Source organism: Citrobacter arsenatis (assembly GCF_004353845.1).
GTDB lineage: Bacteria > Pseudomonadota > Gammaproteobacteria > Enterobacterales > Enterobacteriaceae > Citrobacter > Citrobacter arsenatis.
This window is the reverse complement of record NZ_CP037864.1, coordinates 2,661,138-2,682,131: the sequence shown is the minus strand read 5'-3', so window position 1 is coordinate 2,682,131 and position 20,994 is coordinate 2,661,138. Positions and strand designations below refer to the sequence as shown.

Annotated in this window: 20 protein-coding genes; 18 read left to right on the top strand and 2 right to left on the bottom strand. The window is 52.0% G+C overall.

What is annotated here, in order from left to right; translation table 11 throughout:
- Positions 1 to 40 precede the first annotated feature (40 nt).
- From E1B03_RS13925 to E1B03_RS13860, 14 genes are all read left to right on the top strand, one after another.
- The gene (locus E1B03_RS13925) at positions 41 to 313 is read left to right on the top strand and encodes a hypothetical protein (protein WP_133086425.1); all 273 of its coding nucleotides are present in this window, start codon (positions 41 to 43) and stop codon (positions 311 to 313) included.
- A gap of 163 nt (positions 314 to 476) precedes the next feature.
- Positions 477 to 1,472: a chitosanase gene (locus E1B03_RS13920; protein ID WP_133086424.1), complete on the top strand. Its 996-nt coding sequence runs from the start codon at positions 477 to 479 to the stop codon at positions 1,470 to 1,472.
- Between the two features lie 12 nt (positions 1,473 to 1,484).
- Positions 1,485 to 1,886, top strand: a complete 402-nt coding sequence (locus E1B03_RS13915; RefSeq protein WP_281279710.1) for a DUF2272 domain-containing protein — start codon at positions 1,485 to 1,487, stop codon at positions 1,884 to 1,886.
- 72 nt (positions 1,887 to 1,958) lie between these two features.
- A complete protein-coding gene (locus E1B03_RS13910) occupies positions 1,959 to 2,171 on the top strand; it encodes a hypothetical protein (RefSeq protein WP_103770692.1) in 213 nt (70 codons plus the stop codon).
- A 223-nt stretch (positions 2,172 to 2,394) separates the two neighbouring features.
- Positions 2,395 to 5,034 carry a YdbH family protein gene (locus E1B03_RS13905; protein ID WP_133086422.1) on the top strand — a complete coding sequence of 880 codons (2,640 nt, stop codon included), beginning with the start codon at positions 2,395 to 2,397 and terminating at the stop codon, positions 5,032 to 5,034.
- The gene (locus E1B03_RS13900) at positions 5,031 to 5,222 is read left to right on the top strand and encodes a YnbE family lipoprotein (RefSeq protein ID WP_103770690.1); all 192 of its coding nucleotides are present in this window, start codon (positions 5,031 to 5,033) and stop codon (positions 5,220 to 5,222) included. Before E1B03_RS13905 ends, E1B03_RS13900 begins: the two co-directional genes overlap by 4 nt.
- A 7-nt stretch (positions 5,223 to 5,229) precedes the next feature.
- Positions 5,230 to 5,553, top strand: coding sequence for a YdbL family probable chaperone protein (locus E1B03_RS13895; RefSeq protein ID WP_103770689.1), 324 nt, complete (start codon positions 5,230 to 5,232; stop codon positions 5,551 to 5,553).
- 112 nt (positions 5,554 to 5,665) lie between these two features.
- Positions 5,666 to 6,271 (top strand): CDP-alcohol phosphatidyltransferase family protein, encoded by a 606-nt coding sequence (locus E1B03_RS13890; RefSeq protein ID WP_133087227.1) that lies wholly within the window; start codon positions 5,666 to 5,668, stop codon positions 6,269 to 6,271.
- Complete coding sequence (locus E1B03_RS13885) at positions 6,268 to 7,185, top strand: phosphatidate cytidylyltransferase (RefSeq protein WP_103770687.1); 918 nt, start codon at positions 6,268 to 6,270, stop codon at positions 7,183 to 7,185. Before E1B03_RS13890 ends, E1B03_RS13885 begins: the two co-directional genes overlap by 4 nt.
- A 3-nt stretch (positions 7,186 to 7,188) precedes the next feature.
- Complete coding sequence (locus E1B03_RS13880; protein WP_133086421.1) at positions 7,189 to 7,830, top strand: lysophospholipid acyltransferase family protein; 642 nt, start codon at positions 7,189 to 7,191, stop codon at positions 7,828 to 7,830.
- Positions 7,823 to 9,583 (top strand): bifunctional alpha/beta hydrolase/class I SAM-dependent methyltransferase, encoded by a 1,761-nt coding sequence (locus E1B03_RS13875; RefSeq protein WP_133086420.1) that lies wholly within the window; start codon positions 7,823 to 7,825, stop codon positions 9,581 to 9,583. The genes E1B03_RS13880 and E1B03_RS13875 overlap by 8 nt, the downstream gene beginning before the upstream one ends.
- Entirely contained in the window at positions 9,573 to 10,874 is a 1,302-nt protein-coding gene (locus E1B03_RS13870; RefSeq protein WP_246044111.1) for a phosphatase PAP2/dual specificity phosphatase family protein, read from the top strand. Before E1B03_RS13875 ends, E1B03_RS13870 begins: the two co-directional genes overlap by 11 nt.
- Positions 10,850 to 11,251 carry a hypothetical protein gene (locus tag E1B03_RS13865; protein ID WP_103770684.1) on the top strand — a complete coding sequence of 134 codons (402 nt, stop codon included), beginning with the start codon at positions 10,850 to 10,852 and terminating at the stop codon, positions 11,249 to 11,251. The genes E1B03_RS13870 and E1B03_RS13865 overlap by 25 nt, the downstream gene beginning before the upstream one ends.
- Before the next feature lie 98 nt (positions 11,252 to 11,349).
- A complete protein-coding gene (locus E1B03_RS13860; RefSeq protein ID WP_043016219.1) occupies positions 11,350 to 11,541 on the top strand; it encodes a hypothetical protein in 192 nt (63 codons plus the stop codon).
- Between the two features lie 43 nt (positions 11,542 to 11,584).
- Here E1B03_RS13860 and azoR read toward each other — a convergent pair whose 3' ends face one another.
- Entirely contained in the window at positions 11,585 to 12,190 is a 606-nt protein-coding gene (gene azoR, locus E1B03_RS13855; protein WP_103770683.1) for an FMN-dependent NADH-azoreductase, read from the bottom strand.
- A 201-nt stretch (positions 12,191 to 12,391) separates the two neighbouring features.
- Between azoR and hrpA the strand changes: the two genes are divergently transcribed.
- The 3 genes from hrpA (at position 12,392) to aldA (ending at position 18,815) form a co-directional block, all read left to right on the top strand.
- Positions 12,392 to 16,294, top strand: coding sequence for an ATP-dependent RNA helicase HrpA (hrpA, locus tag E1B03_RS13850; RefSeq protein WP_133086419.1), 3,903 nt, complete (start codon positions 12,392 to 12,394; stop codon positions 16,292 to 16,294).
- Between the two features lie 78 nt (positions 16,295 to 16,372).
- Positions 16,373 to 17,170, top strand: coding sequence for a YdcF family protein (locus E1B03_RS13845; protein WP_207949449.1), 798 nt, complete (start codon positions 16,373 to 16,375; stop codon positions 17,168 to 17,170).
- A 199-nt stretch (positions 17,171 to 17,369) separates the two neighbouring features.
- Positions 17,370 to 18,815 carry an aldehyde dehydrogenase gene (gene aldA, locus E1B03_RS13840; RefSeq protein WP_133086417.1) on the top strand — a complete coding sequence of 482 codons (1,446 nt, stop codon included), beginning with the start codon at positions 17,370 to 17,372 and terminating at the stop codon, positions 18,813 to 18,815.
- A gap of 98 nt (positions 18,816 to 18,913) precedes the next feature.
- Here aldA and E1B03_RS13835 read toward each other — a convergent pair whose 3' ends face one another.
- Complete coding sequence (locus E1B03_RS13835; protein ID WP_246044110.1) at positions 18,914 to 19,468, bottom strand: DUF1120 domain-containing protein; 555 nt, start codon at positions 19,466 to 19,468, stop codon at positions 18,914 to 18,916.
- A gap of 490 nt (positions 19,469 to 19,958) precedes the next feature.
- On the opposite strand from E1B03_RS13835, the gene cybB reads away from it, so the two are divergent.
- Entirely contained in the window at positions 19,959 to 20,489 is a 531-nt protein-coding gene (gene cybB / locus E1B03_RS13830; RefSeq protein ID WP_133086415.1) for a cytochrome b561, read from the top strand.
- Positions 20,490 to 20,994 lie beyond the last annotated feature (505 nt).

The following is a 20,994-nucleotide window of genomic DNA, read 5'->3' as shown; positions in this document are numbered from 1 at the left end:
TTCCGGTTGACCTGACACTTGTGGTAGAGAGGAAATCGATATGTTTGGGCTTGAGACACTCGATGTTCTGATTGGGTTGATGACCCTTTATTTCGTCTTTGCAATGACATGCACCGCCATTGTTGAGGCGATATCAGCCTGGACCAATCTGCGTAGTAAAAACCTTGTCGCGGCACTGGATGAATTGTTTTCAGGAGAGTTAGCGCCGGATAAGCAATTTATTAACCAATTTTTTGAGCACCCATTGGTTCAATCGCTTAGCAAAGGCAAACATGGGCGTCCCTCTTATATTCCCTCTGAAATAGTCGCCTGATCACTGTTTTCGCTGTCTCTCTCGGCGGACCTTTCTGGTTCGACATTCTTCAACGCGTAATGCAGGTCCGTTCCACGGGGCCAAAGCCAGCAGAACCGGACAAACCAAACAGTACGAAAAAATAGCGGTAAGAACAGCCATTAATATCGATAGAGAGGATTTTATGATACTTACTCCAGCAAATAAGAGCCTTTGTGAGCGCGTCCTGAATGCGTTTGAAACCGGGTCGGCCGAGGGGGACTACTCGGTAATAGCGATATTCCATGACGGCCCGCATGGGATCCGACAGTTGACCTATGGTCGCTCGCAAACCACGGAGTATGGAAAATTACAGGATCTGGTAACCCGATATGTGAATGCAAACGGGGTGTTTAGCGCCGGACTTGCCCCGTTTGCACCACTGGTTGGGTATAAGCCGTTGGTTGACAACGAACAGTTTAAAACCTTACTGCGGCAGGCGGGGCGAGATGATCCAATCATGAAGACGGTTCAGGATCGGTTCTTTGATGAACGCTATTACGTTCCCGCACTGAACTGGGCGCAGGTTTTTGGCTTCAAAGATGCGCTTTCCATGCTGGTAATTTATGACTCTTTTGTCCACAGCGGCAGTATTTTACATTTTTTACGCGCCAGATTTCCTGAGGTTCCTCCGGCCAGCGGTGGCGATGAGCGCACCTGGATTTCCCAATATGTGAATGTACGACAGGAGTGGTTGGCCAATCACAGCAACACCGAACTCCATCCTACCGTATACCGGACAAAGTGTTTGCGATTTGAAATCGATCGCGGTAATTGGGATCTCGCACTGGTCCCCATCAACGCCAACGGCATACTTGTCGGACCGTCACCTGAAATTTCCGGACATCCGATAACCGCTTTACCGACAGAGCAACCGGTTGTTCCCTTCCTTGGTGAAATGACTAATGGTAACGAGGGAATACCGCCCGAGCCTGCGTCCACTGCTGGTTTTACCGCAAATACCGCGTCCATCGCTGTCGACGAATGGCATTTTTTTGGCGAGCAGCGCTACAACAGTAATGGCGGCATTATTCATTCCGGGCACAAAGAGGGTGAGGATGGTTGGTGGCAGCGCGTAGGTTTGTATTGGAAGAAGATAGGGCGAGACGATCTTGATGGTCGCGATCATGACTGGCCGTAGTCGGCGGCATTTATTTCATGGGTGATGCGCCAGGCCGGAGCCGAAGATCGTTTTTCTTATTCCGCGTCGCATGCAACGTACATCAGCAAATCGATACGCGACAGAAATCAGGGTAATGCCAAAGCGTTGTACTGGGGATACAGGCTGAATGAGCGTAAACCGCAGGTGGGGGATTTAGTCTGTTGGGACAGAGATCCCGACAAAGTCGTTGATTACGATCATCAGCACCTTGGCAACTACAGCAGCCACACCGACCTGGTTGTTTCAGTAGGGACCGATCAGATTGAGGTCATTGGCGGAAATGTCGGGAATTCTGTAACACGACGCCCGCTGGCTCTTAGCGCAGAGGGGTATCTGACTGCTGGGACACAAGGAGGTGAAACGTTGTTTGCTATCATGGGATGTCGCATTTAACACAGATAAAAAGCCTGCCGAATCACATCCGGAAGGCTACGCTTATACAGGTAGCAAATATCGGGAGGGGTCATGTTAACTCACTCTGAAGCAAAACGATGGGCCACCTTAATGCTTAAGGCGGCGTTATGTGATGGTATGAAACCTGAAGAGATTTCCCGGCAGGTACATCTGGTCTGCGATCATCATGGTAGGGAGTGCCTTGAAGAACTCATTGAGGAAATTCTGATAGAAGCGGGCCGTATTGGACCGAAACATAGCGATGGAGAACTGAGACCTCATTGAGTCTGAATTATTTATATTCCCGACGGCACGTGTAACAACGTGCCATATAAAACAAAGGCCTATATTAATGAATAATTATTCATTTTCGCAACATCTTTCAATTCATAAATAATACATATACTTCAATGACATCTATTCTTAAGGTGGGCATATTTAGCTAAACATGCCACAATAGACGCCGAAACCGGCTTAAATTTTCGCTAAATCAGGATATTAACTACCCATGAAGGGTAAATATAAAGCCGTTCTGGCACTCCTCTTATTATTGATTCTCGTGCCGCTGACGCTGGTAATGACGCTTGGCTTGTGGGTTCCTACGCTGGTGGGCGTCTGGTTACCTGTTGGTACGCGCATCGCGCTGGATGAAAGCCCACGGCTGACAAAGCATGGGCTACATATCCCGGAACTTCGCTATCTGGTTGATGACTGCCCGCTAGCGCGCATTACTCAGGCGGACCTTTCTCACCCCAGCCGCTGGTTGCTCAATGTCGGGACAATTGAGCTGGATTCAGCTTGCCTGGCCAAATTGCCGCAGACAGAAGCGTCTCCGGTAGCTCCCAAAACGCTGGCTGAATGGCAATCGATGCTGCCCAATACCTGGATTAACATCGACAGACTTATTCTCTCTCCCTGGCAGGAATGGCAGGGGAAATTGTCTCTTTCGCTAACGCCTTCTACCCAGCAACTGCGCTACCAGGGTGAAAAGGTTAAATTCCAGGGGCGTTTGCATGGGCAAAATCTCACGGTAAATGAGCTGGATATCGCTGCATTTGAAGGGCAACCGCCGGTAAAACTGGTCGGTGAATTTACCATGCCGCTGGTCCCTGATGGGTTACCAGTGAGCGGTCATGCGGTTGCGACGCTGAGTTTGCCGCAGGAGCCAACGCTTGTGGATGCCGAACTGGAGTGGCAAGAAAACAGCGGACAACTGATCGTCATGGCGCGTGATAATGCCGATCCGCTGCTCGATCTTCCGTGGGAAATAACCCGCCAGCAGTTGACCATCAGCGATGGTCGTTGGAACTGGCCTTATCAGGGATTCCCGCTCAGCGGGCGGCTGGGCATGAAAGTTGAAAACTGGCAGGCCGGGCTGGAAAACGCGGTGGTGAGTGGGCGTCTGAACATTCTTACACAAGGCGATGCCGGTAAAGGAAACGCTGTATTAACACTGGGGCCGGGTAAGCTGGGTGTGGATAGTAGCGATATGCCGTTGCAGTTGATTGGTGAAGCGAAACAGAATGACCTGATCTTCTACGCAAAATTACCCGCCAGGCTCACCGGAAGCCTGACCGACCCGCAGCTCGCTTTCGAGCCGGGGGCGCTGTTGCGTTCGCGTGGGCGAGTGATTGACTCGCTGGATATTGACGAAATCCGCTGGCCACTGGCGGGCGTAAAAGTAACGCAACGCGGCGTAGATGGCCGTCTGCAGGCTATATTGCGTGCACATGAAAACCAGATGGGCGGTTTTGAACTGCATCTGGATGGTCTGGCAAATGATTTTCTTCCTGATGCGGGTCGCTGGCAGTGGAGATACTGGGGTGAAGGTAGCTTTACGCCGATGCATGCGCGTTGGGACGTGGCGGGTAAGGGGGAGTGGCATGACAACACCCTGAAGCTTTTTGATCTCTCCACCGGCTTTGACCATCTGCAATACGGCACTATGAAGGTGGAAAACCCGCGTCTGGTGATGGATGAGCCGATCGTCTGGGTACGGGATGCTAATAAACCGACATTCAGCGGTGCGCTGTCGCTGGACGCGGGAAACACCACCTTCACCGGGGGAAGCGTGTTACCGCCGTCAACCCTGAAGTTCAGTGTGGAAGGTACCGATCCGACGATTTTTCAGTTCAAAGGTCAACTTCACGCGGGCGCGATTGGTCCCGTGCAACTTAATGGTCGCTGGGACGGGATCCGTCTGCGCGGACTGGCCTGGTGGCCGAAACAATCGCTCACCGTATTTCAGCCGCTTATTCCGCCAGACTGGAAAATGAAGCTACGTGAAGGCGAACTGTATGCACAGGTTGCGTTTTCAGCGGCTCCGGATCAGGGCTTTGAAGCAGGCGGCCATGGAGTATTAAAGGGCGGTAGCGCCTGGATGCCCGATAACCAAATTAACGGCGTTGATTTTGTGTTGCCTTTCCGGTTTAGCGAAGGCGCATGGCAGTTGGGTACGCGTGGACCTATTTCACTGCGTATTGCCGAAGTGGTGAATCAGGTCACGGTGAAAAATATCGCCGCCGATCTGCAGGGGGCGTATCCCTGGAGTGAAGCCAATCCGTTACTGCTAAGCGATGTCAGCGCCGAGCTGTTGGGGGGCAAAGTCATTATGCAGCAACTGCGGATGCCGCAGCACGATCCTGCATTATTACGCGTGCAGAATATCTCCTTGAGTGAGCTTATCAGCGCGGTTAATCCCAAGCAGTTCGCCATGTCTGGCCCAGTCAGCGGTGCATTGCCATTATGGCTGGATAACGAAAAGTGGATCATCAAAGATGGATGGTTAACCAACCCGGGGCCTATGACGCTGCGTATTGATAAGGACACGGCGGATGCCGTCGTCAAAGATAATATGGCGGCGGGGGCGGCCATTAACTGGCTGCGTTATATGGAAATAAGCCATTCCTGGACGAAAATAAATCTGGATAACCTCGGTGTCTTGACCATGCAGGCAACGGTGACGGGCAACAGTCGGGTGGATGGCAAAGTGGGGACGGTTAATTTGAATTACACCCACGAGGAAAACGTCTTTACGCTATGGCGCAGTTTGCGTTTTGGCGACAATTTACAGGCATGGCTTGAACAAAATGCAACGCTGCCGGAAACCCATTGCCCGGAAGGCAAGGAATGTGAGGAACAACAATGAAAACGATAGCTGCCGCGCTGGGTCTGCTGGCTTCATCTCTGCTGGTTGGGTGCACACCCAGAATCGAAGTGGCTGCGCCAAAAGAGCCGATCACGATTAATATGAACGTCAAAATCGAGCATGAGATCCATATCAAAGTCGATAAAGACGTTGAGAGCTTATTGAAATCGCGCAGCGATCTGTTCTGAGGTTACAATGAAAAAACAGCTTGCAGTGATCCTGGTGGCGCTGAGTTTACTCAGCGGAAACGTGTGGGCGTTGACCCTGAATGAAGCCAGAACCCAGGGGCGGGTAGGTGAAACGCTTAATGGTTATCTGGTGGCATTGCAAACGGATGCCGAAACGCAGTCGCTGGTGAGTGAGATTAACAAAGCGCGCAGCGCCAGCTATCAGCAACTGGCCAAGAGCAACAACATTCCGCCAGATGAAGTCGCGAAAATGGCCGGACAAAAGCTGGTTGCCCGCGCGAAACCGGGAGAGTACGTCCAGGGTATTAATGGTAAGTGGCTGAGAAAATAATCGACAGGGTTGTAGATAGAATCCGATTTCTATTTAATCCAAAGAAAAGTAATAGGCGGGTACTGTTAATTAATCCACTATAGTCAAAACCGTAAATTATCAAGGAGTGATGATGACGCTTTATCAGGTCAAGCCCGCCTTCCAGGCGCTTCTGCGCCCATTAATGTTTTGGCTACATAAAAAAGGCGTCACGGCGAATCACGTTACCCTTGCCGCGATGGCGCTATCTTTTTTCACCGGCGCTGGACTGGTGATTTTCCCCCAACCTGAATATTTTTTTCTCCTGCCCATCGTGCTGTTTATCCGAATGGCGCTCAATGCGCTCGACGGTATGCTGGCGCGTGAATGTCACCAACAATCGCGTCTTGGGGCCATTCTGAACGAGAGCGGGGATATTTTGTCCGATATAGCGCTTTATATGCCGTTTATGTTCCTCCCCGACAGTAACGTCGTGCTGGTTATGGTAATGCTGTTTTGTGCGGTAATGACGGAGTTTTGCGGCGTTCTGGCACAAACGATTAATGGCGTTCGTAGCTATGCCGGGCCGCTGGGCAAAAGTGACCGGGCGCTGGTATTTGGTGCATGGGGGCTGGCATTGACTCTGTGGCCACAGCTTGTGCAGTGGAACAACATGCTGTGGGGAGTTGCTACGCTGTTGCTGCTATGGACGGTGATTAACCGCTGTAAAAGCGCCTTACGCGAAGAGGGGGCGAAATGATGCTGCTGGAGAAGTCACTCGCGGTCATTTTTGCACTGCTGCTGGTTGCAACAGTGGTGAATGGATTGCTGGTGTGGCGAAGGCCGGACAAAGACTGGCGGGAACTGACGCTACGCATTCGCACCTGGTGGATAATCATCGTCCTGTTTTCTCTGGCGATTTTAAGTCCGCACTGGCTGGCACTGACCTTTTTTGCACTGGTCAGCTTTATGGCGTTAAAGGAATTTTTGACGCTGGTGCCGTCGCGTCAGACCGATCGCATGCCGTTGCTGTGGATGTTCATTGCTATTCCAGTCAACTACTGGCTGATTGGCATTAACTGGTACGGCATGTTTGTGGTGTTTATTCCGGTCTATGCTTTTTTATTCTTACCCGTGCGGATGGTCATTGCGGGCGATACTCAGGGCTTCTTGCGCTATGCCTCGCAGCATCACTGGAGCCTGATGACCACCGTTTTTGCCTTCAGCCATGTCGCATTTTTGCTGGTTCTGCCTGATGATGGTCAACAAACCGGCGCATTGCTGGTGCTGTTCCTGGTTGGCTTAACGGAATTCAACGATATTGCGCAGTACCTGTGGGGCAAATCGATTGGTCGTATCAAAGTGATGCCCAGAATCAGCCCTAATAAGACGCTGGCGGGTCTGGTCGGCGGCGTAGCGACCACCACGCTGATGGCGGCGCTACTTGGTCCGCTGATGACACCGTTAAGCATTCCGTTGTCGCTGCTGGCGGGCTTTATTATCGGCATCAGTGGTTTTTGTGGCGATGTGGTGATGTCGGCAATCAAGCGCGACATCGGCGTGAAGGACAGTGGAACATTACTGCCAGGTCATGGCGGGATCCTTGACCGACTGGATTCTCTGATCTTCACCGCGCCGGTGTTTTTCCATTTCATTCGCTACTTTTGCTATTAAATTATGCTGAGCTCAATTCTGCGAACGCTGTTTACGCTGTGCATCGTCTGGCCGGTGATTTGGCTGTGGCTTGGGCTGCGTATCAGGCACCGGGAGCGCTTGCCTACCCGCGGCCCGGCAATTATTGTCGCCAATCACAACAGCCATATGGATGTTTTTGCGCTGCTTTCGCTCTTTCCGCTGCGCCGTCAGGCGTCGGTTCATCCGGTTGCTGCCGCTGACTATTTCCTGCGTAATAAAGCAATGGCCTGGTTTGCACTAAATATTCTCAACATTATTCCCATTTCGCGAAAGGGCGGAGAAGCCGATCCGCTGGCGCAGTGTGAACAGGCATTACGCGACGGCAAAGTCCTGATCCTCTTTCCGGAAGGCACGCGAGGTGAACCCGGGAAGCTGTCGCCGCTGAAATCCGGATTGTGGCATCTGAGCCAGCGCGTACCGGAGGTACCGATTATTCCCGTCTGGCTACGTGGTACCGAATCTGTCATGGCGAAAGGGAATCGTATCCCGCTGCCGCTGTTTATTGATGTGAATATTGGCAGTGCATTGTATTTTCACGGGGATAAACACCTTTTCATGGATGGACTCCAACAGCAACTGTTGCTGTTGGAGCAACAAACCAAAGGATTACATTCGCATGAGTGATACACGCGTACCTGACGAACGTCATTTTGTGACCAGTGACAATACCGAGCTGTTTTATCGCCACTGGCCGGCCCCTGCGCCGGGTGCGGCACCAAAAGTGATCGTCATGTTCCATCGCGGGCACGAACATTCCGGGCGCCTGCAACATATTGTGGACGAACTGGCGATGCCGGATACCGCATTCTATGCCTGGGATGCGCGCGGTCACGGACACTCTCCAGGCCAGCGCGGCTATAGTCCTTCTCTGGCGCGTTCGGTACAGGATGTCGAAGAATTTGTGCGTTTCGCCGCTGCGGACAGTAATGCCGCCATTGAAGATGTGGTAGTGGTGGCGCAGAGCGTTGGCGCGGTACTGGCCGCGACCTGGGTACATGACTATGCTCCCGCTATTCGCGGATTAGTACTGGCATCACCGGCCTTCAAAGTGAAATTGTATGTGCCGTTTGCTCGTCAGGGATTGGCGTTAATGCACCGACTGCGCGGCCTGTTTTTCGTTAACTCTTATGTTAAGGGTAAATACCTGACGCATGACGTCGATCGTGTGGCGAGCTTTAACCTCGATACCCAGATAACCCGGGCTATTGCGGTTAATATCTTGCTGGATCTCTACAAAACGGCAGAACGCATTGTCAGCGATGCCGCCGCCATTACGATGCCTGTGCAGTTGCTGGTCTCCGGCGATGATTTCGTTGTGCATCGCCAGCCGCAAATTGATTTTTATCAGCGTCTGCGAAATCCCCTCAAAGAGCTGCACGTGCTGCCGGGTTTTTACCACGACACGCTGGGCGAAAAAGACCGGCACCTGGCGTTCGATAAAATGCGTGATTTCATTTCTACGCTCTACGCTATGCCTCCACAGCGTTTTGATTACAGCAACGAAGATCGCTGGAGCCCTGGCGCCGATACCTGGCGGATGCTCAACGGGGGACCCGCGCCGTATTCTCTTGACGACATTGCGTACCGTGGCCTGCGCTACGGAATGAAGCTTCTGGGCACACAATCAACAGGCGTGCGTCTTGGATTTGAAACCGGTTTTGATTCCGGTAGCACACTGGATTATGTCTATCGCAACCAGCCGCAGGGCAACGGTGCACTGGGGCGTTTAATCGACAAGAACTACCTGAACAATGTCGGCTGGCAGGGGATCCGCCAGCGTAAGATTCATTTGCAGATGCTGATTAGTAAGGCTGTTGCACAGTTGAATGAGCAGGGCACGCCGGTACATGTGGTGGATATTGCTGCCGGACATGGACGCTATGTGCTTGATGCGCTGGAAGGCGAAAAGGCGGTACGTTCAATTTTATTGCGTGATTACAGTGAATTGAATGTGAATAAAGGTCGGGAAATGATCGCCAGCAGAGGCATGGCTGACATTGCGCGTTTTGAGCAAGGCGATGCCTTCAACCGCGAACAACTGGCGGCGCTGGAGCCTCGTCCTGGTCTGGGGATTGTCTCTGGTTTGTACGAGCTTTTTCCTGAAAATGCGCTGGTCAAAAACTCTCTGGCCGGGCTGGCAGAGGCGATAGCGCCGGGGGGCGTATTGATTTACACCGGGCAGCCGTGGCATCCGCAGCTTAAAACGATAGCCTGGTCGCTGACCAGTCATAAAGACGGCAAAGCATGGGTTATGCGCGTGCGTACACAGGGTGAAATGGACGCGCTGGTCCGCGAGGCGGGCTTTGAGAAGTGTACCCAACTGATTGATGAGTGGGGTATTTTCACCGTTTCTATGGCGGTACGCCGTGCATCCTGAACAGCGTAAAGTTATGGTGCAGGCGGTAGGCTGGTTACTGCTGCTGGCGCCATTTTTTTTCCTTACCTACGGCAAGGTGAATCAATATACCGCCTGGCAGGATGCTCATTATCAGAACGTTGGCAGCATCGTGTTTGGCTGGGAGGCTGCCATTCCCTTTCTTCCGTGGACCATTCTGCCGTACTGGAGCCTGGATCTGTTTTACGGATTATCTCTGTTTGTTTGCACCACGCGTTTCGAACAGCGTCGACTGGTGCTCCGGCTGGTACTGGCATCGGTGATTGCCTGCGGTGGTTTTTTACTGTTCCCGTTACAGTTTACCTTTACCCGCCCCGAAGTGACGGGCGCGGCGGGTTGGCTGTTTGCTCAGCTCGAACAGTTCGATCTGCCTTATAACCAGTCGCCGTCGCTGCATATCATTCTTTGTTGGCTGCTGTGGCGGCATTTCAGTCGCCATCTGTCCGGCGGCTGGCGCAGACTGTGCGATGGCTGGTCTTTACTGATCGCGGTATCGGTGCTGACCACCTGGCAGCATCATTTTATCGACATCATTACCGGGCTGGCGGCTGGAATGCTGATTGACTGGATGATACCGGAACAACACTGGCGCTGGTGCAAACCGGATGCAGCGCGCCTGAGGCTGATGCGCCGTTACCTGCTGGGTGCGGCATTATGTTCTATTGTCGCGGCGTTTCTGGTTCCATGGCTGTTATGGCCAGCGCTGGCCCTGGTGATGGTTGGTTGCGGTTACGCTGGATTCGGCGCGGCGGCGACGGCGAAAGATACACAGGGGCGACTGCCTCCCGCCGTTTACTGGCTGTCCTTGCCGTGGCGTGCAGGCATGTGGTTGTCGATGCGCTGGTTTACCCGCCGTTTGCCAGCGGTAAGTCCGGTTGCGGCGGGGGTATATCTCGGTTGTTTCCCTCGCTGCATCCCTGCGCAAAAAGCGGTGCTCGACGTGACCTTTGAGTTTTCCCGTGGGCGGGCGACGTCCTCGCGTACTTATCATTGCGTACCGATGCTGGATTTAGTGATCCCGCATGAAGCTGAACTGCAGCAGGCGGTAAACACTCTGGAGACTCTGCGTGAGGAACAGGGAACGGTGCTGGTGCATTGCGCCTTAGGGCTGTCGCGCAGTGCCATGGTGGTAGCAGCGTGGCTATTACGTTATGGCCATGCGGCGACGGTAGAAAAGGCCGTGGCGCAGATACGCGCAAGTCGGCCACAGGTGGTACTGACGGATAAACATCTGGAGATGCTGCGACAATGGCAACAGAAAGTGACGGTGTAACAAATGATGAGGCGCTTTTGCATGGTATGTTGCGGCACACGCTGGCAAGCTGGCGCTTCATTGTGCTTTTTTCCCTCCCACCGATGGCGTGGGTGCTGTTTGTTGCTCCGTCGGGGGTATTGCGCACAGTCATGGCATTGCTGTGCGCTGTGGTCTGGTTTGGTTGTTGGCGATTGTGGCTGGATGATCGCTATTTTTCGCTCATTAATCCGCAAAACAACGAGCAGGCCGGAAGCGCGCTGTGTTTTATCTGGCGACGTGAACGATTGAAAACGTTAACGCTGGCTGAACGGCAGTCCGGTGCATTGAAACAGTTTCGGCGTACGCTCTACATGATTGCGGTTCTGTGGGTTATCTGGCTGGTACTGTTGATGTAGCATTCATCTGGATTATTCATCGACATCGCAATAGTTGCCACACGGCATCAAATTGAGGCTGATATAGTTCTACACCGGTTGCGTTGCGGAGTGAGATTATGTGGCTTCTCAAGTGGTATGTCTGGAATCGTTGGGTATTCAAGCTGTTAAGCCGGGATGTCGCCGAGCCTGAACAGTTTTTGCTGCATTGCTGGGAAGAGAATCTGGCGAAATGCAGGGATTATGCAACCATCTGGCGTGATATTAATCGCATTCACGGCAAACAGGTTCGGGTGCAGGTAAAAAAGTAAATACTGCAGAAACCCTCCCACCGGATGGTGAGAGGGTGAATTATCAGGCAGCGACGACGCTGTCGATGGCAGCTTTCGCATCGGACTGCGCTTTGGTTGCCACTTCCGGACCGTATGCAATACCTTCCGCAAAGACAACGTTCACGTCGGTGATGCCGATAAAGCCCAGGAATACGTTCAGATACGGCGTGATCAGGTCGGTCGGCGTATCTTTATGGATACCACCACGGCTGGTCAGTACGACGGCGCGTTTACCTGTTACCAGACCTTCCGGACCTTTCTCGGTATAACGGAAGGTCACGCCTGCACGGGCAATCAGGTCGAAATAGTTTTTCAGCTGTGTTGGGATGTTGAAGTTATACATCGGCGCGGCGATAACAATCACATCATGCGCTTTCAGCTCAGCAATCAGCTCATCGGACAGCGCCAGCGCTTCTTTCTGACGTGGGGTCAGCGGCGCATCGCTCGGGCGCAGTGCACCCACCAGTTCGCCATCCAGTACCGGAACAGGATTTGCAGCCAGGTCACGGACGGTGATTTCATCAGCGGAGTGCTTTTCACGCCACTGTTCAACAAAATAATCAGACAACTGACCAGACTGAGAGTACCCTGCCAGAATACTGGATTTCAGAACTAATACCTTGCTCATGGGTGTTTCCTTTTATGTGTTTGAAGGGGTTGTGCCCCGTTGCTTGTTGACACTTTATTCACAATCCTGTCGCAGTGATAGCGCAATATATCGAATCCTATGTTCGAAATTATTGAACAACACATGAAAAGCGCCGATGTGGTACTCTATATCTATCATCTAAAAGAGATTTAACCCGGCAGAGCACTGCCTTTTAACGCTATGACAGAACAACAAAAATTAACCTTCAACATGTTGCAACAACAGCTTGACTCACTGATGCTGCGTGACAGACAGCGTTTTGCCCGCCGCCTGCACGGTGTTAAGAAGGTTAAAAATCCTGATGCACAACAGGCCATTTACCAGGAGATGGCAAAAGAGATTGATCACGCAGCAGGTAAAGTTGTGCTGCGTGAAGCGGCGCGTCCGGTTATCAGCTATCCGGAAAACCTGCCCGTCAGCCAGAAAAAACAGGATATTCTGGAGGCGATTCGCGACCATCAGGTGGTGATTGTGGCTGGTGAGACCGGTTCGGGTAAAACCACCCAGTTACCCAAAATCTGTATGGAACTGGGACGTGGGGTAAAAGGGCTGATCGGTCATACCCAACCGCGTCGTCTGGCGGCGCGTACCGTGGCGAATCGTATTGCGGAAGAGCTGCAAACCGAGCCGGGCGGCTGTATCGGTTATAAAGTTCGTTTCAGCGATCATGTCAGTGACAACACCATGGTCAAGCTGATGACAGACGGTATTCTGCTGGCGGAAATCCAGCAGGATCGGCTGCTGATGCAGTATGACACCATCATCATCGATGAAGCGCACGAACGCAGTCTGAACATCGATTTTCTGCTCGGTTATCTGAAAGAACTGCTGCCGCGTCGTCCGGATCTAAAAATTATTATCACTTCGGCGACTATCGACCCGGAGCGTTTTTCAAAGCATTTCAATAACGCGCCGATTATCGAAGTCTCCGGTCGAACGTATCCGGTGGAAGTGCGCTATCGTCCGATTATTGAAGATGCAGATGATACCGAGCGTGACCAACTGCAGGCGATTTTTGATGCCGTAGATGAGTTAGGCCGTGAGAGTCAGGGCGACATTCTGATCTTCATGAGCGGCGAGCGCGAAATCCGCGATACCGCCGATGCGCTGAATAAGCTGGATTTGCGCCACACCGAAGTGCTGCCGCTGTATGCGCGTCTCTCTAACAGCGAGCAGAACCGCGTGTTCCAGTCGCACAGCGGTCGGCGTATCGTGCTGGCGACTAACGTGGCGGAAACGTCGCTGACCGTACCCGGCATCAAGTATGTGATTGACCCGGGCACTGCGCGTATCAGTCGTTACAGTTACCGCACCAAAGTCCAGCGCTTGCCGATCGAACCGGTGTCGCAGGCCTCTGCTAACCAGCGTAAAGGCCGCTGTGGTCGTGTTTCGGAAGGGATCTGTATTCGTCTGTATTCCGAAGACGACTTCCTGTCGCGCCCGGAGTTTACCGATCCGGAGATCCTGCGTACCAACCTGGCATCCGTTATTTTGCAGATGACCGCGTTGGGGCTGGGCGATATCGCGGCGTTTCCGTTTGTTGAAGCACCGGATAAACGCAACATTCAGGACGGTGTGCGCCTGCTCGAAGAGCTGGGAGCGATAACCACCGACGAACAGGCAACCGCTTACAAGTTAACGCCGTTGGGCCGTCAGTTGTCGCAACTGCCGGTCGATCCGCGTCTGGCGCGCATGGTACTGGAAGCGCAAAAACATGGCTGTGTGCGTGAGGCGATGATCATTACCTCGGCGCTGTCTATTCAGGATCCGCGCGAGCGTCCGATGGACAAGCAGCAGGCTTCCGACGAGAAGCATCGCCGTTTCCATGACAAAGAGTCTGATTTTCTTGCATTTGTGAACCTGTGGAACTATCTCGGCGAGCAGCAAAAAGCGCTGTCGTCAAACCAGTTCCGTCGCCAGTGCAAACTGGATTTCCTGAACTATCTGCGCGTGCGTGAGTGGCAGGATATTTACACGCAACTGCGCCAGGTAGTGAAAGAGTTGGGGATTCCGGTTAACAGTGAACCTGCTGAGTATCGGGAAATCCACGTTGCGCTGCTGACCGGGTTACTGTCGCATATCGGGATGAAAGATACCGATAAACAGGAGTTTACCGGGGCGCGTAACGCTCGCTTCTCGATCTTCCCAGGCTCTGGTCTATTTAAAAAACCGCCGAAGTGGACGATGGTGGCTGAGCTGGTGGAAACCAGTCGCCTGTGGGGACGTATTGCAGCCCGCATCGATCCTGAGTGGGTGGAGCCGGTTGCCCAACATCTGATCAAACGTTCTTACAGTGAGCCGCACTGGGAACGTGCGCAGGGCGCGGTGATGGCGACGGAAAAGGTCACCGTCTACGGCTTACCGATTGTGGCGGCCCGTAAGGTGAACTACAGCCAGATTGATCCTGCGCTGTCGCGTGAACTGTTCATTCGCCATGCGTTGGTGGAAGGCGACTGGCAAACGCGCCATGCGTTTTTCCGTGACAATTTGAAGCTACGGGCTGAGGTGGAAGAGTTAGAGCACAAATCGCGTCGTCGCGACATTTTGGTCGATGATGAGACGCTGTTTGAGTTTTACGACCAGCGCATCAGCCATGACGTGGTTTCTGCGCGTCACTTTGACAGCTGGTGGAAAAAGATCAGCCGCGAAACGCCGGATCTGCTCAACTTTGAAAAGAGCATGCTCATCAAAGAGGGTGCGGAAAAAATCAGTAAGCTGGATTACCCGAACTTCTGGCATCAGGGCAATCTCAAACTGCGCCTGAGCTATCAGTTCGAACCGGGAGCCGATGCGGACGGTGTGACCGTGCATATTCCACTCCCGCTGCTTAATCAGATCGAAGAAAGCGGTTTTGAATGGCAAATCCCGGGGCTGCGCCGCGAACTGGTGATTGCCCTGATTAAGTCGCTTCCGAAACCGGTACGACGCAACTTTGTGCCTGCGCCGAACTATGCCGAAGCGTTTTTAGGTCGCGTCACGCCGCTGGAACTGCCACTGCTGGACTCGCTGGAGCGTGAACTGCGTCGCATGACCGGCGTTACCGTTGACCGCGAAGACTGGCACTGGGATCAGGTGCCCGATCACCTAAAAATCACCTTCCGGGTAGTGGATGATAAAAACAAGAAGCTGCAGGAAGGGCGTTCGCTGCAGGATCTGAAAGATGCGCTGAAAGGTAAAGTTCAGGAAACATTGTCTGCGGTGGCGGATGATGGTATCGAACAGAGCGGGTTGCACATCTGGAGCTTCGGTCAGCTTCCGGAAAGTTACGAGCAAAAACGCGGTAACTATAAGGTCAAAGCGTGGCCAGCGTTGGTGGATGAGCGTGACAGCGTTGCTATCAAACTGTTTGATAACCCGCTGGAGCAACAGCAGGCGATGTGGTGTGGTTTACGCCGTCTGTTGTTGCTGAATATTCCATCCCCGATCAAATATTTGCATGAGAAACTGCCCAACAAAGCCAAGCTGGGATTGTATTTTAACCCGTACGGTAAAGTTCTGGATTTGATTGACGACTGTATCTCCTGCGGTGTGGATCAGTTAATTGACGCCAACGGCGGTCCGGTGTGGACCGAAGAAGGCTTTATCGCGCTGCATGAGAAAGTGCGGGCTGAACTGAACGATACGGTGGTGGATATTGCGAAGCAGGTCGAGCAGATCCTGACCGCGGTATTTAATATCAACAAACGTCTGAAAGGGCGCGTGGATATGACCATGGCGCTGGGGCTTGCAGACATCAAAGCGCAGATGGGCGGGCTGGTGTACCGTGGTTTTGTTACCGGCAATGGTTTCAAACGTTTGGGCGATACGTTGCGCTATTTGCAGGCTATCGAAAAACGTCTGGAAAAACTGGCTATCGACCCGCATCGTGACCGTGCGCAGATGTTGAAAGTGGATAGCGTGCAGCAGGCCTGGCAGCAGTGGTTCAATAAGCTGCCGCCCGCGCGCCGGGAAGATGACGATGTCAAAGAGATTCGCTGGATGATAGAAGAGCTGCGCGTCAGCTATTTTGCCCAGCAGCTTGGTACACCGTATCCAATCTCCGATAAACGTATTCTGCAAGCAATGGAGCAGATTACAGGGTAACGCGGTGCTGGACAGATGCCGGATAAGCGTAGCCGCCATCCAGCATCTGTCCCCGGTAAAGAATAAACACCAGGAGTCATGAGTATGAGTCAGTTTCCGACACTTGCCGCAACCACCCTTGCGGCTATAAATACCGTAGGGCGATGGTTGGCGCAGAATGATTTTACGGGGAATATCACCGTTCAGTCAGATTGCGTGATTCTGGCAGGGAACGCGGTTATTCCGACCATTGACGCCGCCTGTCTGATCGCCAAAGAGCAGCAGGTTCCTTTGTTGATTAGCGGTGGTATCGGTCACTCCACACGATTTCTGTACGACGCGATAGCAGAGCATCCTCGCTACAACATCATTCGCACCACCGGACGCGCGGAAGCGGCGATCCTGGCTGATATCGCTCATCAGTTCTGGCAAATTCCGGGAGAGAAGATTTGGGTGGAAGACCAGTCAACAAACTGCGGTGAGAATGCCCGATTTAGCTGGGCATTACTGAATCAGGCGACAGAAAGCATTCAAACTGTCATTGTGGTGCAGGATCCCACGATGCAACGTCGCACGATGGCAACGTTTCAGCGCGTAACCCGCGATGAACCGCATGCGCCGCGTTGGCTGAGTTTTCCTGGATTCATACCTGAGCTGGCCCAACAGCAAAACGGCGTGGATTTTGTGCCAGCAGCAGACGGTTTGTGGTCAGTAGATCGCTACCTTTCTCTCATTACCGGCGAGCTTCCACGCCTGCGTGATGATGCAACTGGCTACGGGCCTTGCGGCCGCGATTTTATCGCCCATGTTGATATTCCCCAGAACGTTGAGCAAGCCTGGCAGCAGTTGCAAAATGACATCGCGCTGACTGACTTGCTGGAGAGTCGCTCTCTGTAATTCCTGCTGCCCGTTTGTTGATGTTTTGCGGCAAACGGGCAGAAATCCCACCTGTTTTTTCCCTTCATCCTCACTTTGTCAGATGCTTTTATGAAGCCGCTCACAGAACAGCCACTCCAGCCATAATGCGACATGCATGATTGATATTAATTAACAATAGTTTTACTTGTTAAAAACAAATCAATTACAGGAGAGCCGCATGTCAGTACCCGTACAACATCCTATGTATATCGATGGGCAGTTTGTGACCTGGCACGATGATGCCTGGATTGATGTCGTCAATCCGGCCACGGAAGAGGTTATCTCGCGTATTCCCGATGGTCGTGCCGAAGATGCGCGTAAAGCGATCGATGCCGCACAGCGCGCTCAGCCGCAATGGGAGGCGCTGCCCGCCATTGAGCGGGCAAACTGGTTACGCAAGATTTCTGCGGGTATTCGCCAGCGAGCCGTTGAAATCAGTGCGCTGATTGTGGCGGAGGGCGGAAAAATACAGCAACTGGCGGATGTCGAAGTCTCGTTTACCGCCGACTATATCGATTACATGGCGGAGTGGGCACGTCGCTATGAAGGCGAGATCCTGCAAAGCGATCGTCCGGGCGAGAATATTTTGCTTTTTAAACGTGCTCTGGGCGTGACTACGGGCATTCTGCCGTGGAACTTCCCGTTTTTCCTGATTGCCCGCAAACTGGCTCCCGCATTGTTGACGGGCAATACCATTGTCATTAAGCCGAGTGAATTCACCCCGAATAACGCCATCGCTTTTGCCAAAATTGTTGATGACATTGGCTTACCGCGCGGAGTCTTTAATCTGGTGCTGGGACGCGGTGAAACGGTCGGTCAGGAGCTGGCCGGAAACCCGAAGGTGGCCATGGTGAGTATGACCGGTAGCGTCGGTGCGGGTGAGAAAATTATGGCCGCGGCGGCGAAAAATATCACCAAGGTTTGTCTGGAATTGGGCGGTAAAGCACCGGCGATTGTGATGGATGATGCGGATCTCGAGCTGGCGGTGAAGGCCATTGTCGACTCCCGCGTGATCAACACCGGGCAGGTGTGCAACTGTGCCGAGCGCGTGTACGTTCAGAAAGGTATCTATGATCAGTTTGTTAATCGTCTGGGCGAGGCGATGAAAGCCGTGCAGTTTGGCAATCCGGCCGAGCGCAATGATATTGCAATGGGACCGCTGATTAATGCCGCTGCGCTGGCGCGTGTCGAGCAGAAAGTCGCACGAGCGGTGCAGGAAGGGGCCAGAGTGGTGCTGGGCGGTAAAGCCGTTGCCGGCAAAGGTTATTACTATCCGCCGACGTTACTGTTAGACGTACGCCAGGAGATGGCGATTATGCACGAGGAGACGTTTGGTCCGGTGCTGCCGGTGGTCGCGTTTGATACGCTGGAACAGGCGCTGACGATGGCGAATGACAGCGACTACGGTCTCACCTCATCGATCTATACGCAGAATCTGAATACGGCGATGAAAGCGATTAAGGGACTGAAGTTTGGCGAAACCTATATTAATCGTGAAAACTTCGAGGCGATGCAGGGCTTCCACGCTGGCTGGCGTAAGTCCGGGATTGGCGGGGCTGATGGTAAACACGGCCTGAACGAATACCTGCAAACGCAGGTGGTGTATCTGCAAACGCAGGGGTAAGCGCTAATCCCGGCGGCGCTCCGCTTGGCCGGGCTACATTCAGTTGCAGTCTGGATGCAGCCCTGGCCACTTCTCTGATTATCAGGGAATGTTCGTGATTAGAGGTAAACCAGCGTCATGGTTGCCTGGCCGTCGATAGGCGTATCGTCGGTGATGGCAAGCGTGCTGGTCTCTTTAATCATTGTATTGATATTGATGTCAAAGGTGTAGGTTGTAAATGCAATCGGTTCAAGGGTGCCGGTGGCAGCTACGGTAGATAAACTGAAGCCATCGCTACGAGGGCTATCTGTTTTGGCCCATGGGTGGTTGCTACTCCAGTCGTTGTGACGAAGGATATTGTCAACGTTATTACCATCAGCAACGGAATTGCTAATCCATAAGGCATAATTGCCAATGTTTACACCATCGGTTGTTTTCCCGATACCATAGTTATAATAGCTAGCGGAACCAGGAGAAGCTGTGCCCCCCCTTACTGGGACTGCTATATTTGAATTACTATCGGCCTGGTTATCCTGCATGCGGAAACCCAATTTAGTGGCGACATCGCAGTTAATTGTTACCGGCAGGGATTTTTCGCCAAGTTCATTGTTATCGGTAGCGGAAAAGTTTCCAAGGCGAATGTAGCCGTAATCGATAACACCGCCATCACTCATGGTGACAGAGCACGCCGAGTTGGTCAGCGTACCCTGAACTTTTAATACTGCGGTAGGCTCGGCAAAAGCGGCGGTGGTAGTGAGTGCGATGGCACCCGCCAGAATGATTTTTTTATCGTTATTCCTTAACGAAATGAATATTGGATTTAATATTGATAATGGGAATGCACTTCGAATAAAACTCCTTAAAGGAATTGCTCTCCCAACAACATATAATAATAGGGTGCTTCTGTTTTCATTTTTAAATTTATTGAAGGTGTTTTTTAGTTTTTTTTAAACAATATGCTTTGAAAATGTCAGGTATAAAAAATCATTCACCGGATTAATTTTATGGCGTCGTAGCCCGGCCAAACACGTGAGGCCGGGAACCCAGTGAGCTATACCTTGGTGGCAGTCTCGCTCATCATCAACCATGGATGAACAAAAGTTAATGAATTTTTAACAAAATCCCGCTATGTTGACGCATTATTGTTTTTATTCAGGAAGTGTTATGGGGAATAAGTATTCTGGCCTGCAAATCGGTATTCACTGGCTGGTCTTTTTGTTGGTCATCGTGGCCTACAGCGCCATGGAGCTTCGCGGATTTTTCCCGCGCAGCTATCGCCCCTTGTTCAACATGGTGCACGTATCCTGCGGCATCACTATTTTAACGCTGATGGTGGCGCGTCTGCTGGTCAGGCTGAAATACCCGGCACCGCCGATTGTGCCAAAACCGAAGCCGATGATGACCGGAATGGCGCATCTGGGGCATCTGGTTATCTATCTGTTGTTTATTGTCCTGCCGATTATTGGGCTGGTGATGATGTACAACCGGGGTAACCCGTGGATTGCATTCGGCATCGTTATGCCGCATGCGGCAGAGGCCAACTTTGATTTAGTGGATATGCTGAAGTCCTGGCACGTGACGCTGGCAAATCTGGGCTATTTTGTTATTGCCCTACATGCCGCCGCGGCCCTGATGCATCACTATTTCTGGAAGGACAATACGTTGCTGCGCATGATGCCGCGAAAACGCTCCTGAGGTAACGCCCCGCAAATGCGGGGCATTTTTTTGCCGATTGTTTTTCACAGGGTATCTCTTTTAGAACGACCTGCGTTGTTTGTTTTTTCAGGCTGGCGATGGCCAGTACCGTTAGCAGTATGGTGCTATAACCTAATGTTCGCACCGTCGCTGACCAGTGCTCATTGCCCGGTTTCGGGATTCGATATCTACAAGTAATACAGGTTTTTTTCTAACTATTTATTAGCAGCGTAAATGTTTATCTTGATATTAGTGGTTAATTTCCTACGGGACTATTACTATAATTACTTCTCTAAACCATTATTTATAATACCACTTATATATAACTTTTTATTTCGAGATATAGCAAAAAAGAATTAATAAAATATATAAACCCATGTTTAAGGTATGGTTTTGCTTTTTGCGGTAATACAAAAATTTCATTTTTTCCATTAAGTTGAGACTTTAGAGTGAATGCGTGCGGAATAAATAATAAACAAGGTTATTTTCTTAGGAATTAATTATA

What these genes read in the sequence shown, in the direction of transcription:
- cybB (WP_133086415.1), top strand. Translation starts at nt 19,959, where the DNA reads ATGGGGAATAAGTATTCTGGCCTGCAAATCGGTATTCACTGGCTGGTC.
- E1B03_RS13865 (WP_103770684.1), top strand. Translation starts at nt 10,850, where the DNA reads ATGGCAACAGAAAGTGACGGTGTAACAAATGATGAGGCGCTTTTGCAT.
- hrpA (WP_133086419.1), top strand. Translation starts at nt 12,392, where the DNA reads ATGACAGAACAACAAAAATTAACCTTCAACATGTTGCAACAACAGCTT.
- E1B03_RS13910 (WP_103770692.1), top strand. Translation starts at nt 1,959, where the DNA reads ATGTTAACTCACTCTGAAGCAAAACGATGGGCCACCTTAATGCTTAAG.
- E1B03_RS13900 (WP_103770690.1), top strand. Translation starts at nt 5,031, where the DNA reads ATGAAAACGATAGCTGCCGCGCTGGGTCTGCTGGCTTCATCTCTGCTG.
- E1B03_RS13885 (WP_103770687.1), top strand. Translation starts at nt 6,268, where the DNA reads ATGATGCTGCTGGAGAAGTCACTCGCGGTCATTTTTGCACTGCTGCTG.
- E1B03_RS13920 (WP_133086424.1), top strand. Translation starts at nt 477, where the DNA reads ATGATACTTACTCCAGCAAATAAGAGCCTTTGTGAGCGCGTCCTGAAT.
- E1B03_RS13860 (WP_043016219.1), top strand. Translation starts at nt 11,350, where the DNA reads ATGTGGCTTCTCAAGTGGTATGTCTGGAATCGTTGGGTATTCAAGCTG.
- E1B03_RS13845 (WP_207949449.1), top strand. Translation starts at nt 16,373, where the DNA reads ATGAGTATGAGTCAGTTTCCGACACTTGCCGCAACCACCCTTGCGGCT.
- azoR (WP_103770683.1), bottom strand. Translation starts at nt 12,190, where the DNA reads ATGAGCAAGGTATTAGTTCTGAAATCCAGTATTCTGGCAGGGTACTCT.
- E1B03_RS13835 (WP_246044110.1), bottom strand. Translation starts at nt 19,468, where the DNA reads ATGAGTGATGGCGGTGTTATCGATTACGGCTACATTCGCCTTGGAAAC.
- E1B03_RS13925 (WP_133086425.1), top strand. Translation starts at nt 41, where the DNA reads ATGTTTGGGCTTGAGACACTCGATGTTCTGATTGGGTTGATGACCCTT.
- E1B03_RS13880 (WP_133086421.1), top strand. Translation starts at nt 7,189, where the DNA reads ATGCTGAGCTCAATTCTGCGAACGCTGTTTACGCTGTGCATCGTCTGG.
- aldA (WP_133086417.1), top strand. Translation starts at nt 17,370, where the DNA reads ATGTCAGTACCCGTACAACATCCTATGTATATCGATGGGCAGTTTGTG.
- E1B03_RS13895 (WP_103770689.1), top strand. Translation starts at nt 5,230, where the DNA reads ATGAAAAAACAGCTTGCAGTGATCCTGGTGGCGCTGAGTTTACTCAGC.
- E1B03_RS13875 (WP_133086420.1), top strand. Translation starts at nt 7,823, where the DNA reads ATGAGTGATACACGCGTACCTGACGAACGTCATTTTGTGACCAGTGAC.
- E1B03_RS13890 (WP_133087227.1), top strand. Translation starts at nt 5,666, where the DNA reads ATGACGCTTTATCAGGTCAAGCCCGCCTTCCAGGCGCTTCTGCGCCCA.
- E1B03_RS13905 (WP_133086422.1), top strand. Translation starts at nt 2,395, where the DNA reads ATGAAGGGTAAATATAAAGCCGTTCTGGCACTCCTCTTATTATTGATT.